Annotated in this window: 6 protein-coding genes, 10 pseudogenes and 1 other annotated feature; of the genes and pseudogenes, 8 read left to right on the top strand and 8 right to left on the bottom strand. The window is 54.9% G+C overall.

The window, feature by feature from the left end; translation table 11 throughout:
• The first annotated feature begins 822 nt into the window (after positions 1-822).
• The gene (locus HNR51_RS26285) at positions 823-1635 is read left to right on the top strand and encodes a class I SAM-dependent methyltransferase (protein ID WP_182556923.1); all 813 of its coding nucleotides are present in this window, start codon (positions 823-825) and stop codon (positions 1633-1635) included.
• A 387-nt stretch (positions 1636-2022) separates the two neighbouring features.
• Here HNR51_RS26285 and HNR51_RS26280 read toward each other — a convergent pair.
• Both HNR51_RS26280 and HNR51_RS26275 read right to left on the bottom strand, forming a co-directional pair.
• Positions 2023-2377, bottom strand: a pseudogene (locus HNR51_RS26280) (transposase); the annotation flags it as partial.
• Positions 2378-2414: 37 nt separating this feature from the next.
• Positions 2415-2726, bottom strand: a pseudogene (locus tag HNR51_RS26275) (integrase core domain-containing protein); the annotation flags it as partial.
• Between HNR51_RS26275 and HNR51_RS26270 the strand changes: the two are divergent.
• A pseudogene (locus tag HNR51_RS26270) lies at positions 2696-3498 on the top strand (IS3 family transposase); the annotation flags it as partial. The pseudogenes HNR51_RS26275 and HNR51_RS26270 sit on opposite strands and share 31 nt — an antisense overlap.
• Positions 2857-2955 (top strand) — a sequence feature (AL1L pseudoknot). It overlaps the preceding pseudogene by 99 nt.
• Positions 3499-3677: 179 nt before the next feature.
• Here the strand turns inward: HNR51_RS26270 and HNR51_RS26875 are convergent.
• Positions 3678-3911 (bottom strand): annotated as a pseudogene (locus HNR51_RS26875) (IS630 family transposase); the annotation flags it as partial.
• Positions 3912-4291: 380 nt separating this feature from the next.
• Here HNR51_RS26875 and HNR51_RS26265 point away from each other — a divergent pair.
• Complete coding sequence (locus HNR51_RS26265) at positions 4292-6199, top strand: hypothetical protein (RefSeq protein WP_182556922.1); 1908 nt, start codon at positions 4292-4294, stop codon at positions 6197-6199.
• Between the two features lie 94 nt (positions 6200-6293).
• Here HNR51_RS26265 and istB read toward each other — a convergent pair.
• Together istB and HNR51_RS26255 are read right to left on the bottom strand one after the other, a co-directional pair.
• Positions 6294-7117 (bottom strand): annotated as a pseudogene (gene istB / locus HNR51_RS26260) (IS21-like element helper ATPase IstB).
• Between the two features lie 39 nt (positions 7118-7156).
• Positions 7157-7402 (bottom strand): annotated as a pseudogene (locus HNR51_RS26255) (IS21 family transposase); the annotation flags it as partial.
• 163 nt (positions 7403-7565) lie between these two features.
• Between HNR51_RS26255 and HNR51_RS26250 the strand changes: the two are divergent.
• Positions 7566-8145: pseudogene (locus HNR51_RS26250) on the top strand (transposase); the annotation flags it as partial.
• Here HNR51_RS26250 and HNR51_RS26245 read toward each other — a convergent pair.
• Positions 8141-8425 (bottom strand): annotated as a pseudogene (locus tag HNR51_RS26245) (integrase core domain-containing protein); the annotation flags it as partial. The pseudogenes HNR51_RS26250 and HNR51_RS26245 overlap by 5 nt on opposite strands.
• Here HNR51_RS26245 and HNR51_RS26240 point away from each other — a divergent pair.
• Complete coding sequence (locus HNR51_RS26240; protein WP_436629355.1) at positions 8306-9085, top strand: IS5 family transposase; 780 nt, start codon at positions 8306-8308, stop codon at positions 9083-9085. The pseudogene HNR51_RS26245 and the gene HNR51_RS26240 overlap by 120 nt on opposite strands.
• Before the next feature lie 6 nt (positions 9086-9091).
• Here HNR51_RS26240 and HNR51_RS27040 read toward each other — a convergent pair.
• Positions 9092-9487, bottom strand: a pseudogene (locus tag HNR51_RS27040) (transposase); the annotation flags it as partial.
• A 334-nt stretch (positions 9488-9821) separates the two neighbouring features.
• Positions 9822-10576: pseudogene (locus HNR51_RS26230) on the bottom strand (IS5 family transposase).
• A 689-nt stretch (positions 10577-11265) separates the two neighbouring features.
• Here HNR51_RS26230 and HNR51_RS26225 point away from each other — a divergent pair.
• Genes HNR51_RS26225 through HNR51_RS26215 form a run of 3 tightly spaced genes read left to right on the top strand, consistent with a single transcriptional unit; the run spans position 11266 to position 14766 of the window.
• The gene (locus HNR51_RS26225; protein WP_182556920.1) at positions 11266-13008 is read left to right on the top strand and encodes a glycosyltransferase WbsX family protein; all 1743 of its coding nucleotides are present in this window, start codon (positions 11266-11268) and stop codon (positions 13006-13008) included.
• Positions 13005-13874: a glycosyltransferase gene (locus HNR51_RS26220; protein ID WP_182556919.1), complete on the top strand. Its 870-nt coding sequence runs from the start codon at positions 13005-13007 to the stop codon at positions 13872-13874. The genes HNR51_RS26225 and HNR51_RS26220 overlap by 4 nt, the downstream gene beginning before the upstream one ends.
• 4 nt (positions 13875-13878) lie before the next feature.
• Positions 13879-14766 (top strand): rhamnan synthesis F family protein, encoded by an 888-nt coding sequence (locus HNR51_RS26215; RefSeq protein WP_182556918.1) that lies wholly within the window; start codon positions 13879-13881, stop codon positions 14764-14766.
• The last annotated feature ends 1137 nt before the right edge of the window (positions 14767-15903 follow it).

Raw genomic sequence — 15903 nt, 5'->3', positions numbered from 1 at the left:
CAGCACCGGCAGGGGCTCCAGGTCGCCTGCCTGGAGGAGATCGCCTACCTTCAGGGCTTCATCGGCCGCGCGCAGTTGCAGGCGCGCGGCGAGCTGTTCGCTAAAACCCATTACGGCCAGAACCTGCTGCGGCTCGCCCGCGAGGTGCAGTTGGAATTTTGCACAGACCTCGGATAGTACCAGCGTGTAACAGCTAGACAGAATTATAGCATTCAAGTACACCATGTCGCTCAATTCAAACGGAAAGTGGAGTCACAATTCGTTATAAACCTGAGGCCATATGAGACAGCTTATCTAATGATATCTAGTAGATATAATCCATAATGCGATTTATATTCAGGTTTTGTTGGATTATGCTCCTCGTAAGATGTTCGATGATTGAAGGAATTAACCTATATTTCGTACAAGACTATTTTTATCTATATAAATTATTGACTAAGTCTACCAGTACGGGGCTCCTGGATGATGAGTTCGGCGGCGTTTTGTCTAATTATCTTGATACTGGTTGTCATTCTGAGATTTGCATCTAGCGCTTGACGGCATTATTCAAGAACTATAAGATTTATACTTATATTACGCGCAAAGATGGTTATGGTACGAGTTTGATCCGAAAGCCGCATGCCAGTAGAGCAAAAAGCGACGCATAAACTTAGTATTTGTTATTAATGACATCCTTGTTTCCTTAAAATTGTCAGTGGTTTGCATGAGCTGTGATCTATAGACCATGTCTGCTCCTCCAGAAAAGGCGTGACTAGCATGTCGAAAAGTAGAGCCGAAGTCAGATTGAACCGATATGTTGGTGATCTGGATAAGTCGACAAAAGTGCTCGAGATCGGCGCATTACACCGACCAACATTAAATCCGCGCGACTTCAACATAAAATTTGCCGATTTTACAGACACGGAGACTTTGAGAAAAAATTATGCCTCGATGCCCGGGTATAATACTGACGACATTGTCAATGTTGATTACATAATAGGTGACGGGGACTATCAGTCCGTCTTTAAGCAAGACAAATTCGACCTAGTTCTGGGATCACATGTCGGTGAACATATGCCAGACTTTGTTGGCTGGCTCTATCGCGTGTACAACATTCTAGATACCGGCGGAGTTTTGTCTCTTATACTTCCGGACAAAAGGTATACTTTCGATTTTATTCGCGCTGATACTCATGTAAGCGAATGGATTGATAACTATGAAAAGAATCTGACCCGGCCCAGCTCTTCTCAGATATACTATCACATATTCGAGCACGTCAGGCTTGAGGGAGCAAATCTCTGGGATGTTGGAGAAGGCATCACCCTTAAGCGGTCGCATACCGATGATGAAGCCTGGGAGATTTGTCGCAATACCTTCATGGCGAAATCATATTTCGATACACATTGTAGTATTTTAACTCCCAAGTCCTTCTTCCGCAATCTCTGTAGATTGGAAGAGGCTGGTCTAATGCCATTTGAGCTCGAGGCGCTATACGACACGGAGCCAAACGAGATTGACTTCCAGGTTCGTCTCAGGCGGCCCCCGGAGGGCAGCAGGCGCACCATCAGTGATTACAAGTTCAATTTTGATGAATCGCCGAAGTACGAAGTTAATCATCGCGGTGATGAAATCATGATACATAAAAACAAATATTAGTCTGCCGAAGATCGAGTGCGGCGCACATTGCAAGCACTCGGCCCCAATACGCTTTCGACCATCGCCGGCTCCGGGGAGTGGCTACAGCGAGAGCGGCGTGCTGCTAGATAGAACGTGGCAGCCCGTGCTTCCCACCGGCGGGACCTTGAGGGTTCCGCTTACAGGTACTGGCAGCACACTTAGTCAATGGATCCGGTTTATTGCTAGATACTTGCAGGCCTGGATCAGGGCGGTTGGAGGCCAAACTGCCGATATCGTCTAAGGCGCGACGTGGGAGAACGGCGACGTCAAGCACTTCAACGCACGGCTGCATAAGGAACTTCGGACCGGAAAGTTCTTCTAGCCGTCGAAGGCGGCGCAGATCACCATTGAGAGCTAGCTCCGGCACAACAGCGCGGTCGCGCACAGCCCGCTCGTGCGCAGGGCGGCCGTAATGGGCGCGGTCTTGTCGTGCCCAAACGGGGCTGCAAGCCGGCTGTGCTCAACCGTGCGCCGGGCCATGCTGGTGGCAGCCGCCGTCTCGTCCAGGAACACCAGCTGGTCCGGATCGCACTCGGGCTGCACCTCGAACTTCGCCTTGCGCGCCGCACTTACGTCTCAGTGCTCTTGCGCAACTGCGAGCTTCGCCCCTTTTCCAGGTGATCGCGTGTCGCTGGGAGAAGCGAGACAGACCACTCTTGCTGGTCTGCACGCCCTGCTCAGCTAATCGATCGCGCAACTCGCGTAGAAGGAGGCGTGGCTGAAACGCTCCGGGTTTTCCGGAGGCCATTTGGTTTGGGTCATGCGGCCCAGGCTTGCGCCTCGATTTGGGCATAGTAGTGCGCTTCGGCTTCAGCGGGAGGCACGTTGCCGATTGGTTCGAGCAGGCGGCGGGTGTTGAACCAATCCACCCATTCGAGGGTGGCAAGCTCGACGGCTTCGAACGACCGCCACGGCCCGCGCCAGTGGATGACCTTGGTCTTAAACAGTCCGATCACGGTCTCGGCGAGAGCATTATCGTACGAGTCGCCGACGCTGCCGACGCACAGTTCGATGCCCGCTTCAGCAAGGCGCTCGGTATATCGGAGGCTCACGTATTGCGATCCGCGGTTGGGTACGCCAAGCCGAGCGGGACCAGGGCCAACGAGCCGGCCAGACGACGGACGAGCGCGAGCGGATTAAGGCGCTGGAGCGGGAGGTTCGCGAACTCCGGCAGGCCAACGAGATCCTGAGAAAAGCATCGGCGTATTTTGCCCAGGCGGAGCTCGACCGCCCGTTCAAGCGATGATCGCGTTCATCGACTATCACCGCGGGGCCAACGGGGTCGAGCCGATCGCCCCGTCGACGTATCACGCCCATGCCGCGCGCCGGGCCGATCCCGGCAGGCTGCCGGCTCGATCCAAGCGGGATGCGGTGCTGATGACCGAGATCCGGCGCGTGTACGAGGCAAACTTCTGCGTCTACGGCGTGCGCAAGATCTGGCAGCAACTCGACCGTGAGGGGATCACGGCGGCTCGTCGCACCGTCGCACGGCTGATGCGAGCGATGGGTCTGCAAGGCGTCGTGCGAGGCAAGATAGTCCGGACGACGATTCCTGATCCGGCCGCGGCGTGCCCACTCGACCGGGTCAACCGGCAGTTCAAGGCCGCGTGTCCGAACAGGCTGTGGCTCGCGGATTTTACCTACGTCGCCACCTGGGGCGGCTTCGTCTATGCGGCCTTCGTCGTCGACGTTTTTGCCCGCCGGATCGTCGGCTGGCGCGTGTCGCGCTCGGCGCGGGCGGACTTCGTGCTCGATGCCCTGGAGCAGGCCCTGCACGAGCGCCGCCCCTTTGCAGGCAGCGGTCTAGTCTTCCATTCCAACTCCGCAGCGTCTCACCCGAGCAGCCAATCTTAGCGGCAATCGAGCGGATCGCACCGTATTGAGAGTCGTGCTCGCCCTAGTGCTCCAACACCATCCGCACAGCGCGTTCACGGGCTCAGGGGAAAAGGGTGGGGTTCGCTTTGTCATGGCTCCATCCTCGCAAGAGTTGGGGCCTCCGGAAAACCCGGTGCGGTTCATAACTCCTGTTTGGAGGTAGCCAGGATCAGCGCCGCATGTGCCTCAGTGCGCTTCGACGTGTGATCGCAGCCCATCGGACTGGGAGCGACATGGCCCTCTTGATGCGAGCGCTGCAACCAGCGGCTGGCGCTCCACACGCTGATACCTAAACTAACTGCCGCTCGGCGGCACGAGGCACCTGCCGCCACAACAGCCACGACGAGCTCGCGTAACTTAACGGACACAGGTGAAGGCATCAGCATGCTCCTTCACCCGTCAACGCGCCACCCGCTCACCCATCGCAATCAGCCCGGGAGCGGCTATATGTATAGCTAGCAGCAATGTGATTGCACCTTCGTTAGGAAAACCGTCTCTTATCCAAGTCTTTAATTTTCTGAGCAATAAATACAGAACACCAAAACTCTAAATTTAGCTGAAAAAACTTGCCCCATACGCTTGCAAGTTATGCAACAAGCGCTTTGTATCGGCAACAGCATATGTAATGACACCCAGCTTGTGTTAAGCCGGCGCAAGTGGCATGAGTCAAGAGGGCAGGTGTCGGCGCGTGCTCACTTTATGGTCGAGTGGACATGTGCCTTCTTATATGGCAACGAATTGTGGGATTTGGTGCGGTCAGATGGTGCTGAAAGTTAAATGGATTGATCAAGTTCTCCATATTATCACGGACGAATGTGCATCTCCTGTGATGCTCAATGGACTGCCTGCTAATAATAGCAACCCTAGTTGGCAGGCGAATTTTGCTATTTCTGATCTTCATCCTCTTGTTATTCTTTTTTGGACTGATTTGACTGGCCGAGAAGCCGTTTGGTTCTTAGATTCTCAGTTCAATTATATCGCAAATGACATAAATGATCTCAAGAAAAGCGGATGGCCGCATTTAACTGAATGCGCAGTAGTGCTTGCGAGCCGCTTCCGGAATGCCATTCTACTCGGCCATAGAAGCGTTGAACAAGACTTTATGTCGCATATGCTGTTGTTAGATGGAGAGATTATTAGTGGCCTCCTGACGCTTGCCCCAGATTCTCTTGTTCCCGTTTGTCGCACTATAGAGATTGGCAATATCGGAAGCGATCATGATGAGCTAATAGGCGGAAATTGCCAGTTACGATTTCAGAATATCGACTCGATTCTGCACATATTTTCGCTTACCGCAATAAGGATTGCCAATGAGGTTGCGGAGAGGGGGCGCTTTGTTGTTCCGTCTTTGTTTTCGAGCGATCTCGTCGACTGCAACTTGGGTCTGATACTATCCGACAATGTATTTGCTTACCGTTTCGTTGAGCCTACGAACGGATATGCGTGGTTTGCCATAGCCTCGTTTTACACTTCTCAGCTGTGCGGTATATATCTGCCAGACCAGAACTTACTTCTTGTCCCGAACGTCGAGACACGGCAGTTCCTAGTTTCTGTCTTCCCAGGAATGCCTATAGAGGTAAGCCTACAAAATCACCTGATTCCTCATGCTCGCGACCTTATTGCTTCCGAAATAAAAAATCGAGCGAGACGGATCTCGTATATCTGGCATAATAAGCATCTCGGGCACCATATTTGGCAAGATCTTACAGGTGCGTATCTTGTAAATAGAGATATTGCTGCTGCAAATATTCCAGATATCGTTATTGTTGGTGGCGACCAAGCGGAGATGTGGGGCAGGCTCGACGAACTTTTTCCTACTTTTGCAGGGAAAGTAACCCGCGGGTTGTCAAATCTGAGCGAGGCAGCTTCGTTTTGCTATCGCCAGGGATTGATAGCTATAAGCCCGACTTCCGCATTTATACCTCAGGCACTTTCTGGCCTGATAGTCGAACATAGTATAAAATCAGAATCGTGCGTTGAAGACTTTTATGCTCTCGATGTAGCCCGGAGTGCAGGCTCCATCATCGTACTTTTGGGTCTCAGAGTGGAAAATCGCACTGTTGTTAATTTCAAAGACTTCTGCCTGAATATTGTGGATCAGCTATCAAAACTTTCTAATCGTGTAACGGTAGTCGTAGATGGCCATAATCAGGAAAGAGGCGCGAGTAGAGCGCTAAGTAGCTTTGCCGACCAATATGCGATTCGTGCTCCTATTGATGTTGAAAAAGAGATCGTGGTGGCACTCCTACAGAAATTCGATGGCACCAATGTGTCGATAATAGATCTTATAGGTCAGCCGATGGCTCGCAGTGTCTTCTGGTCTGTAAAATCCGACTTTTTCGTAACACCATGGGGGGCTGGTCTCGCCAAATACAGGTGGGTAGCTAATAGCAATGGATTAGTCCTAGCTGGCGCTCGTTTCTTAGACGATCGAATTGGACTTGATATTTATAATTCGAACGTAACAATGGAAAATTCTGGACCTGTTTTATTCATCGATCGCGAATCTGTTGAGGATGATTTTGAAGATCGCGCCCTTATCAGCATACAGGTTGGCCCGCAGGCCCGGGATAACTATAAGGTATCAATGGATGGCGTTGTAAGAGCACTTCGCCAATTGATCGAGCATACTGCATCTTCGCCAAAATCTTCGGACGAGCGCTGTTAGTATCTTGTCGTCACTGCTGTCAACGGGCACCGAAGTATCTGCAATTGTTGGCTTTCAAAATTCCTTGGCCGGCGGGTTCGGTGCGGATCGGTGATCAGCTGGCCGAGTGATCGGAGGAAGCCTTTCCGCGTGGACGACCGCGGCGCCTGGGTGCGGGCGGCGGGACGATCAGGGCCTTGGAGCGAACGTGTTCGGGGACGAGGTCGGCGTGCTGGCGCAGGCGGTAGCTCGCCCCCTCGATCTGGATCACCACGGCATGCTGGAGCAGTCGGCCGAGCAGCGCCGTGGCCACGACCGGATCACCAAACACCTCGCCCCATTCGGCGAGGCCGCGGTTCGAAGTCAGGATTATCGCCCGGCCCTCATAGCGCGCGTTGACGAGCTGGAAGAACAGGTTGCCGCCCGCGGCACGACGGGGAGGTAGCCGATCTCGTCTGCAACCAGCAGCGAGGCCCGGCAGAGATAGCGACTGCGCTCGCGCAGGGAGCCGTCGCGCTTGGCCTTGGCCATCAAGGTCACGAGGTTGGCCAGTGTCGAGAACACGACGCTGCGTTCGGCCTTGACCGCCTCGATGGCGAGCGCGATCGCCAGATGGCTCTTGCCGGTGCCGGGTGGTCCGACCAGATGGACGACCTCGGCCCGGTCGATGAAGGTCAGTTCGGCCAGCGCCAGGACGCGCTCGCGATCGAGCGAGGGCTGGAAGGCAAAGTCGAACCCGGACAGCGTCTTGATCGTGGTCAGGCGCGCGAACAGCAGGGCGGTCTTCACGCGGCGGTTCTCGCGCAGCGTCAGTTCCTCGGCTAGGATCACGTCAAGGGCGGCTAAGCTGTCGATCTCGCTCTGCTCGATACGTCGGACCGTCGCGTCGAGCACCTCCAGGGCGCGTGGCATGCGTAGGCCGATCAAGCTGCGCGTGATGGTGTCGAGGGTCGTAGCGACACAGGGGGCGGCCGCGTATCATCGCTGGCCTCCGATCCCGCCGGCGAGCCGTTCGCCGATTGCCTGATAGACGGCCAGCGAGCGCCGGGCGACGTGATCGCCATGGCGGCCGATCGGCGGACCGTCGGGATGGCCGCGGCGCATGGCCCGAGAGGCCATGCCTTGCCGATGGTCGGGGTCGATGCGGCACTGCCGTCGCCCCTCCCGGATCGTATGGCTTGCTACGAGCCGGCCACCATTAAGGATGCGGATCGTGTGGGGCAGGAGCACCTCGATCTGGTGCAGCTTCAGCATCACCTGATCCGCGTTCGCCTTCTGACCTCACCGCATGGCCGACTCCTTCAGTCCTGACCCTGCGTTACCCAAACTGGTCCGCGCCGAGCGCAAGTTTTTCGGGCATCCTGAACCCTGCAGGAGGGTGGATGCCATGCCTTGCAAACGTTGCACGAACGAACAGATCGCCTTTGCCCTGCGGCAGGCAGAGAACGGTGCGACGGTGGACGAGGTCTGCCGGAAGATGGGCGTGCCGGAGAATCGGCGGCTCAAGCAACTGGAGGACGAGAACAGCAAGCTCAAGAGGCTGGTCGCCGACCTGACGCTAGATCGCTTCATGCTGCAGGATGTGCTCAAGCGAAAGTGGCGAGGCTCGCCGTTCGCCGCGAGGTCGCCGGTCACCTGCAGGTGGACTATGACGTCAGCGAGCGACGGGCCTGCCAGGCCACCGGCTTCGGTCGCTCGTCCGAGCGTTACAGGAAGCGCTCTGATCCGCAGGTGGCGCTGCGGATGCGGCTGAAGGAGCTCGCTGCTGCACGGCTTCGCTACGGCTACCGGCGGCTGCAGATCCTGTCGCGACGGGAGGGCTGGGAGGTGGATCACAAGCGCACCTACGGGCTCTACCGGGACGAAGGGCTGTCGATCCGGCCCAAGTTGCCCGAGCGCAGGCGGGCCTGGCGTTGTTGCCAGTGAAACGCTCCGGGTTTTCCGGAGGCCATTTGGTTTGGGTCATGCGGCCCAGGCTTGCGCCTCGATTTGGGCATAGTAGTGCGCTTCGGCTTCAGCGGGAGGCACGTTGCCGATTGGTTCGAGCAGGCGGCGGGTGTTGAACCAATCCACCCATTCGAGGGTGGCAAGCTCGACGGCTTCGAACGACCGCCACGGCCCGCGCCAGTGGATGACCTTGGTCTTAAACAGTCCGATCACGGTCTCGGCGAGAGCATTATCGTACGAGTCGCCGACGCTGCCGACGCACAGTTCGATGCCCGCTTCAGCAAGGCGCTCGGTGTATCGACGGGCGCGCCGTGGCGTTGGATGCCCCAGGATCTGCCGCCCTGGGCAGCCGTCTACCAGCAGGCGCAACGTTGGTTGTCGGCCGGCTGCTTCGAGCAACGGGCGGAGGACCTGCGTGCCGTGCTGCGCCTGGCGGCCGGGCACAAGGCCGAGCCGTCGGCAGCCATCCTCGACAGCCGAACGCTGCGGGCGACGCCCGAGAGCGGCGAGCGGGCCGGCTACGACGGAGCCAAGCGCAAGCAGGGCTCGAAGCTGCATATGGCGGTGGACACGCTCGGGCATCTCCTGGCCCTGCACGTCACGCCCGCCAACGCCGATGACCGTGCCCAAGTCGAGCATCTGACCAAGGCCGTGCAGGCGGCCACCGGCGACAGCGTCGAGGTTGCCTTCGTCGATCAGGGCTACACCGGCGATAAGGCGGCTACAGCCGCACGCGAGCACGGCATCGAACGGGAAGTCGTGAGGCTGCCCGAGGCCAAGCGCGGCTTCGTGCTGCAGCCCCCGAGCTGGGTCGTCGAGCGCTCCTTCGCCTGGGCCACCCGCTTCCGCCGGCTCGTCAAAGATTACGAGCGCTATGCCACCACGCTGGCCGACCTACACATCGTCGCCTTCACCTGCCTTATGCTCGAGAAGGCTGCTCTACTCGTAGCCGGTTCATAACAGCCTCTAGAGCGTTTTGGTTGAATCTGGCTCATATCCCGCGGCGGCGAAGATGTTGGTGCATTCATCGGGCGTGATGGTGTTGATGAGCCGGCCGATGGCCGTCCATAGTCCACCGACCGTGCGCTCAGCGGCTGTGCGCAGCAGCGCTTTGAGCTTGGAGAAGGCGATCTCGACCGGATTGAAGTCCGGCGAGTAGGGCGGTAGGAACAGCAGCCGCGCAACCGCCGCTTCGATCGCCGCGCGTACCGCCGGTCCTTTGTGGCTGCCGAGGTTGTCCATGACGACGATGTCGCCGGGGGCAAGTTCGGGCACGAGCACACGCGCGACGTAAGTCTCGAAAGCGTCGCGGTTGATCGGCCCGTCGAGCACGAACGGTGCGGCGATCCCAGACAGGCGCAGGCCCGTTCGGCGATCAGGGTCCGCAGGTAGGCCTCGTGCGGGTCGAGCTTGGAGCGGCTAGTTCGCCCCTGAGGACGGGCCGCCACCGTCCCGGTCGTCGTCAGGACGGTCATCCAGCGGATCGCCGTGGCCACGCCGACCACGAAGCGCGCGGCCGCTTGTCGACGCGACGTCCTCCCGGCTGCGCCGATGACGCGTTCGCGGAGGTCCTGGCTGCAGGGCCAGCTCATGCTTCGCTCCTTATCGAGAACGCAAGGAATCAGCCCCACACCGCCGCGTAAACCCCACACGCCCAATTCAGCTCAGACCGAAAACGCTCTAGGTCGCGGACTCATTAAGCTCGCAGCCAAACCCGCAGGGCTGCGAGTTTGACGCTGGCGAGGAAGTTGTCGGGATCCTTGTCGTAGCGTGTGGCGACAGCCCGGAAGTGCTTGATCTTGCTGAAGAAGCGCTCGACCAAGTTGCGGTACTTGTACAGGAACGGGCTGAAGGCCGGCACCTGCTTGCGGTTGGGCATCGGCTTCACGTTCGCCCACGCCCCCTGCTCGGCCATCCGGGCGCGTAGCGCGTCGCTGTCGTAGGCCCGATCACCCAGCAGGATCTGGCCCGCGCTCAATCCGCCCAACATGTCCGCCGCCGAGCGTCCATCATGCGCCTGGCCTGCCGTGATCTTGAGCGCCACGGGACGGCCCTCGGCATCCACCAGCGCGTGGATCTTGCTCGTCAGGCCGCCGCGCGAACGACCCATGCCACCGGATCCGCCCTCTTTTTTTGGGCGCAGGCTGCGTGCTGATGCACGCGCACGCTGGTGGCGTCGATCATCTGCAGGTCGCCCTCGTAAGCCTTTGACACCGCATCCAGAAGCCGGTCCCAGATCCCACGCTTGCGCCAGCGCCGGAAGCGGTTGCCGCAGGTCGTGTAGGGACCGTAGCGCGCCGGGATGTCGGCCCAGGGCGCACCCGTGCGCAGCCGCCAGAAGATGCCGTTGAGTACCCGCCGGTCGTCCACCCGCTCCTTGCCGCGCACGTCCGTCGGCAGAAGCGGCTCGATCACCGCCCACTCCGCATCCGTCAGGTCAAACCGCGCCATCCAGAACCCTCCGTCTCCAGAAGGGTAACGACGGCACGCCTCACCCGTGCCAGCCGTTATGGGTTCGCGACCTAGCCGAACTCGGCCACCTGCCGCTCGCGCGGTTGAGCAGGGCGTTCCTATTCCATCTGATCAGCAAGCTCTCCGTCCCGCCGCGACACGTGAAATTTGTGTTTGTACAGGACAAAGATGGGACCGTCAGCAGAGGACTTTAACAGGCTCCGATTTGGAACAATCTTAGTCACGTAACTTCAACCCGGCTTAGCATCACTTCGCCAAAACGAAGAGCGAACTTCGCAAAGCTGAAAACCGCACCATTGCAAACCTTGAAGCGGAATCGGACCAGCTTCGGAAACCTGACTCCGCAGCGGTGCACCAACTACCTCAGAGAGGCCGGATACAACGCCTATGATGCAATCTGATCGGCAACAGGCACACTAGCATCGTTGACACTGAGACGAAACGACGTATCTGTGTCGCTTACATAGGGGTAAGCGCAACCGTAGGATTATGACAAAGATGGCACGGAAAACAAGAAGTTTTGCTAAGGTAATCAGGGAGAAGAAAGTACACATGCAGGACGGTCAAATAAGGATCTGATTGTTCGAGTTTAGCCGAAAAATTTAGCGGCTAAATTGAGCGGTGTCACACAGTTGCGCGCATATCCTGTGTTTGGTAAAGGAAATAGCATGATCAATTATTTTCGTCGCTACCGAAATAAGCAAAGTAATTTGGTTCTGCCTTCCGATTTTGATTCAAGGGCATATTTGGAACTTAATCCAGATGTTGCAGCCTCTCTGGTGGATGCCGCTAAACACTATTTACAGCACGGCCACGAGGAGCGCAGGCCATATCGTTTTTATACAGATCTACCCGATGACTTCGATCCAGTCACATATCTTGCTCTGAACGTGGATCTCAAGGGTATTGAGATGACCCCAGAGCATCACTATCGTGTTTATGGCGGTCGCGAGAAACGACCTTACAAAGTCAATGGAAAGCTGCCGGACGATTTTGATAGTGACCTTTATTCACAGCTCAATCCTGATGTGGTGAGAGCCGGAATTGCTCCGGAGTTACATTATCTAGCCTTCGGATCTGATGAGGGCAGGCGATACAAGCGGGCCGAAAAAACATTTCCTACGACTCAGCCAGTTAATTGGACAGATACGATAAAAATACATCAATCAAGCTACAACGGGGATTTGTTTTCTGTAAATCCTAAAGTAATTGCTTTCTATCTACCGCAATATCATAGAGTTAAAGAAAACGATAAATGGTGGGGGGAGGGGTTCACGGAGTGGACAAATGTACGAAAAGCGCGACCAAATTTTTCTGGGCATTACCAACCTCACAAGCCATTAGACGGGCGGTACTACGATTTAGCTGACGTAAATGTACAAATACAGCAAGCGGAGCTGGCAAAAGAGTATGGCATAAGCGCATTCTGCTATTATATGTACTGGTTCGGCGGGAGAAGGATACTTGAGAGACCGCTTGATCAGATGTTGGATAATCGCAATGTCGATATTCCGTTCTGTGTCTGTTGGGCGAACGAAAATTGGACGCGAACTTGGGACGGTAAGGCGGACGATGTACTCCTCTCGCAAGAACATTCGCCAGAAAATGATAGACGTTTTATCGTAGACGCACTTAAGTATTTGAAGGATCGCCGTTATCTAAGGATCGATGGGCGTCTTGTACTTTTGGTTTATAGAACTGACTTGCTGCCGAACTGCGCGGCAACAGCCGCCATTTGGCGAGAAGAGGTTCGACGTGCAGGACTCGGCGAACTGCATCTCTGCGCTGTACAATTTTATGGTATTACCGATCCTACTCCCTGGGGCTTCGATGCCGCCGTAGAGTTTCCTCCGCATGGCTGGCTAGTACAAGAAAACTTACCTGACGCTCAGCCCGAAATGTTGAACGACGAATTCTCCGGATATATTTTTGACTACGACAAAGCGGTCAATCATGCCTTGAAGAAAATGATACCTGATTATAGATGGTATAGAGGCGTTTTCCCCGGTTGGGATAATACGGCCCGGAGACAAAATACTCCCCATATTTTCCACAATTCAAATCCTTTCGCATTTGAGCGCTGGCTTACGGAAGTGCTTCGCCAATCTGTCTTGATGTCGCCCCCAGAACATCAAGTTGTTTTTATCAATGCTTGGAACGAGTGGGGAGAAGGCGCCCATCTCGAACCGGACGAAATGAACGGGAAATTAAATTTATCGGCTGTGCATTCTGCATTAAATACAATCCGTCAGGAAAGTCAGCCGCTCGCAATATTATCTCGACTTAGGCAAATGCAAAATTACCCCGAACGCTCTCAGGACGAACTTTCGCTGCTTAATCTTCTCCGCGGTAACTATCAGTCCACCCAAGCGCTGAAGGCCATGCTTCTGGATAGGGAGCTTTTCAAATGATGCGGCGACCGCTAGTTAGCGTGATAGTTCCTATGTATAATCATAGGAAATTCATCGAGCGTGCTCTTCTGTCCGTCGTCATGCAGGATTATCGACCTCTACAAATTATAGCTATCGACGATGGTTCGACCGACGGCACAGGAATAATAGCACGCGATTTTTTAAGCGAAAACATGCAGTCGTCGATTTTAATCATCCGCAAAAATCGGGGTGCTGCTGAAACGATCAATGAAGCCATTCAGATATCATCGGGAGATTATATTAACATATTGAATTCCGATGATGAGTTCACTTTAGACAGAATTTCGCACTGCGTATCTGCAGTGCAGCGACTCGGCAAATCTATGGTATTTGGCGACGTGGAATTCATAAATGACATCAATCAAGTCGCCGAGCCTGACGAATACATTGATGCGCTGAGAAAGGTGAGACAAGAGGTAGGTTCATATCCCACGTTGGGGTTCGCGTTGATGCGCAACCAACTAGCAATTTCAACCGGAAATTTTTTCTTTTCCCGTGGCCTATGGGAAAAAATAGGACCGTTTCGATCGTATAAGTATGTTCATGATTGGGATTTTCTGCTGCGTAGTTTGTACTACGAAGAGCCTGTCTTTCTATCTAATATTCTGTATAAGTATCGCCTGCACGGTAACAACTCATTTAAGGAGCTGGCGCATATTTCTGCATATGAAACGACTGAGGTAATGCGCAATTTTGTATGGAGTATGGTCTCAAAACTGCCTGAAAATGATAGAGCTCCTTCGCCACATTACTGGCCTGGGGTGTTTGAAGTTTTGTTGGAAAGGTGGAAGTATCATGCGTACCTGCCTCCTCGGTTACGTAGACATGATGGATTAAGGGACTGAGTAGATGCGTGCCCTGATCTTCGCTCATTTCGATCCTCACGACGTAGTTGATCCTCATGTTCTGTATTCCCTCAGGTGTTATCGCCCGTACTTTGATACTATATATTTTGTTTCCACCTCTTGGTTGTGCGAAAAGTACATTAAATTGGTTAGATCGCTTGTCGATGTAGTTATTTGCCGTGAAAACATCGGATATGACTTCGCAAGTTGGCGCGTTGGCTTCGAAGGTTTGCGACTTCATGAATATGGCGAGGTCGTATTTGCTAACGATAGTTGTTACGGGCCGTGTAAAGATCCGGCTTCACTATTTGACTCCTTAAGTTCTTCAAAATCGGATCTTTGGGGGGTGGCCGTCAATCATCAATATAGACCTCATGTTCAATCGTTTTTTATGGTTTTTCGTCGCGCGCTTATAGAGTCGGGATTCGCCAGCTACTTTTGGTCAAATGTAAATCCTCCGCCGGATAAGTTAAACATAATTCTTGATTACGAAGTGGGGCTTTCGTCTGCTGTCGAAAATGCTGGCTTTAAAATTGGCGGGTTGATCAATTTTGTGACGCCCGACTTAGAGGTGCGTAATCGAGTTGCCGAAGATAATATCCCGCATTTCGCCGGAGTCGAATGGGAGAAGGTAAGGCAGTACATCCTGACTGAAAATTATCCTAACCCTCTGCAGTTGTATTGGAAAGAGTCAATGCGTTGTGGGTGTCCACTTATAAAAGTCGAACTTTTGCGGGATAATCCACTTGGCGCAAATGTAAAAAGTGTTTTGGAAGCAATTCAAGATAGCAGATGGTATGATATCAATCTAATAGGCTGTCATCTGGATCGTATTGCTCCGTCAACATGGAGAAGTTTGTTCGAGTCAAAGGAAGTTGGTTGTAGTAAATGAATTTGTGTTGAATTTTAAGGGGTTGTATACAGCGGAAAGCAGTTGTGATTTGATGCCTTGCGGTGTGTCGATGTATGACAAAGAGACTGACATTGATCCAGCAAATCGAAATCTTATTGTAGGCAGGTGCGCCTATCGGATCGGCGTCGTCGCGGGGGAGAGATGAGGCTGACGAGTTGTTGGCCGATGATCGCGTGCGGATGGCGGTGAGGTTTCGCGTCGGTGATCTGACGCTGTACACGTCCGGCCTGCTGTTTTACCGCTCATTTCTCCACGGTCGATGCCGCCTGTTCGATGCGCGGATGCTCCTCGACGCGTATGCACAGCTTGTATTGACGAACCCTCAAGGGCCTGCCGTGGCCAGATCGCCGGTCAGCCATCGGGTAGATGCGTCGCGTTAAGGGGATCCGGTCGGATGCCAAGCGGGGCGGCATCCCTGATTGCTGGCACGCATCTCAGCGCCGGATGATGTCGTAGCCGCCAGTGAAGTCCCGGGCATGCAACTCGCGATACAGGAGGTTCGCGCCGCGCTCTCCGTCTTGCCTGGGCGTCATGGCGAAGGGAAGTTGATCATAGAGTCGTCTCAGACTTGGGAGTCTGCGGTAGAGCGTGAACCGGCCGGCCCGGATCGACCAGCGCACGGCGTTACGGGAGGTGCCTATTCGGTTAGCGATCTTTGCGGTCGGCACACCTCTGCCGTGAAGGCACAGAGCTGTCTCGCAGCGGTTGCATAGCGAGCTGTGTAAATCCGACGTTGCCGCGCTCGCCGTCGCATCGCCGGGAACGAACGGTCATGCACTGCATAGTTCATCATAACCCGGATCTCGAGGCCGGTTTCGCTCGAGGATGTCGGACAGCGCCTCAGAGGCATCAACGAGCAGGTGCTAGTGATCAGCGAATTGTGTCGCCATCGGCGAATACATCCGTGCACCCTAAAGGCTGTTATGAACTGTCGGCGAGTAGAGCAGCCTTCCTGAGTATGAGGCAGGTGAAGGCGACGATGTGCAGGTCGGCCAGCGTGGTGGCATAGCGCTTGACCTTGCCCCTGTCTTCCCCCGTTCATAACTAGAGTCTGTTCTGGTTCTGGTCCTGTTTGGGCCGGGTTGCAAACGCGTTCGGGGTGAGCCCGCCGAGGCT

Origin of the sequence: Methylorubrum thiocyanatum (assembly GCA_014138645.1) — a bacterium.
In the GTDB taxonomy this organism is placed as follows: Bacteria; Pseudomonadota; Alphaproteobacteria; order Rhizobiales; family Beijerinckiaceae; genus Methylobacterium; species Methylobacterium thiocyanatum.
This window is presented reverse-complemented; position numbering and strand designations above follow the sequence as displayed.